The 1,839-nt window shown below is 54.9% G+C and carries 2 protein-coding genes; one reads left to right on the top strand and one right to left on the bottom strand.

The genetic code is table 11. The features are described 5' to 3' along the window. Positions 1–204: 204 nt before the first annotated feature. Positions 205–705, bottom strand: a complete 501-nt coding sequence (locus ACOCD2_RS18380; protein ID WP_293650012.1) for a hypothetical protein — start codon at positions 703–705, stop codon at positions 205–207. Positions 706–809: 104 nt separating this feature from the next. Here ACOCD2_RS18380 and ACOCD2_RS18375 point away from each other — a divergent pair. Continuing rightward, on the top strand, positions 810–1,839 hold a 1,030-nt coding region (locus tag ACOCD2_RS18375), incomplete at its 3' end, for a PrsW family intramembrane metalloprotease (protein WP_293675029.1).

Raw genomic sequence — 1,839 nt, 5'->3', positions numbered from 1 at the left:
AAGTTGTTGCGTAGTGCTTGGTGACCAGGACGGCTGGGGCACCAATAGGTTGTCAAAGGCCGAGTCGATTTTGGGGACTGGGATGTCCCAAAATCTATCACGAGGCAGAAGACACGCTTGGTCTGAAAACCTGTTGGGGCAGGATAAAAAAAATCCGGATACACGGGAATGTATCCGGATTCCGGTATTTTTCAGGAAATACGGCTATTTTTTGCAGTCATATTCCATGGTATAGACAATGGATTTGTATCGGCCGTTTTTCTCATCACTGCGTACGGTAATGCATTGCCCGTCACGTCTGTGCTGCCAGTTGGAGTATACGTCCCGGCCGGATTTGCTGGAATTCCTCAGCACATAGCCACGCTCCATGAGCTGATCTTCTGCTTCTCCGCCATACTGACCGACAAGATCCTTCAGATGTGGTGGCGTCTCGCCTGTCTTGTTGCCAGGGTGTGCATTGCTGCCGCTGTCGGGGTCGAATGAAACAACGACGCGTTTGTGTTCCCACTTGTGATTGCCATTCCCCCTTACTGTGCGTACTACCTTGTTGCCTTTCTGGTCTTTGAAGTGATTGGCTTGGTTCGCAGGTCTGAGGCTGAAACTGCGGCCGTTCCTTAACGTGATATCGACATAACCCTGCCGCTGGGAGAATCTGCAGGGGCCGGAGGCTTTTTCCCGCAGTTCGCCTTTCTTTCCGCAGCCCACTGAAAAACGGGGGTGTGTTGCTGATGGTGTCGGCAGCAGCGCTGTTGCTGATTGTCTGGTCTTACCCGCAGTTCAAAAAGTACTACCTTCAGGCGCCAGTGGAAATGTTGATAGGTATCGCCCTGGCGGCCCTGCTCTATTCCCCGACCCTGGTGTTCCTGGCGTTCATGATGCGCAGAAAACGGGTGCCTGGCCTGTTTTTCTGGGGCGTGTCCCTGAGTGTGATACTGTTCTTCGGGCCGGTCACCTCCCATTTGAATCATGCTCTGAGCGGTCTGGGGATTCCGGATTTCCTGTATGTCGGCTTCTCCGAAGAAACCCTGAAGATCACTCCTCTGCTGCTGATCCTGCTTTTCGCCCGCCCCGCAGTCACGGGCGTCCGTGATGGCATCCTCTACGGTGCTCTTGGCGGATTTGGTTTCGCCTGTCTCGAAATGGCAGCCTATTTTGCGTTGGTCGAATATCCTGAAACTGGCTGGTCGGACTTTTTCGTCAATTCCTTGAGCCGCGCTACCTATCTGGGCACCGATTTGCACATCGTGTTCAGTGCTTTTCTTGGTGGCTGTATTGCCTGGGGATGGACCCGCGCCAGCGGCTGGAAGAAAGTGGGTATTCCTCTGGCCGGTTACCTGGTGGCTGTTGTTACTCATGGTTTCCAGGACAGCTTCGGCAAGCTGCTGGCAGTGATTCCCACAGTAGCCGCGGCCAAAATCATGATGTACATGGGCATCAGCAGGGAGAGCCTCGAATCCTACACGGCGGTTCTTACCGTGTTTGGCGCAACGGCCAACCTCCTGCTCGTCAATGTAATCAACCTGTCCGTGCTCGTTTGGATGCTATTGAACAGCGGTGACAGGGAACGCAGGATCATTCGCGGGCAGTTGCAGGATGAGCAGCCACCCGTTATCGAGGCGGTAGAAAGAAAATCGCTGGATGATCAGCGGCGTTACCACCGCAGGAAGCTGGGTTCCGATGACCGCCGGAACAGGCGCATCGTTCATGCGCAGAACGAACTGGCCTTCCGCCGCTGCCAGCCATGGAGAGCGAAGCGAAGGCTGGTAGACCCCAGTAGCCGCGAGGCCGCACTGTTTTCCCGGCGTACCTTGCGCCAGAGGGAAAACAAAGTAGGCCTCC

The sequence above is a fragment of the Thiolapillus sp. genome (assembly GCF_048562965.1).
Taxonomy (GTDB): domain Bacteria; phylum Pseudomonadota; class Gammaproteobacteria; order Chromatiales; family Chromatiaceae; genus Thiolapillus; species Thiolapillus brandeum_A.
Note: the sequence above shows the minus strand (reverse complement) of the source record. Positions and strands in the feature narration are given on the sequence as shown.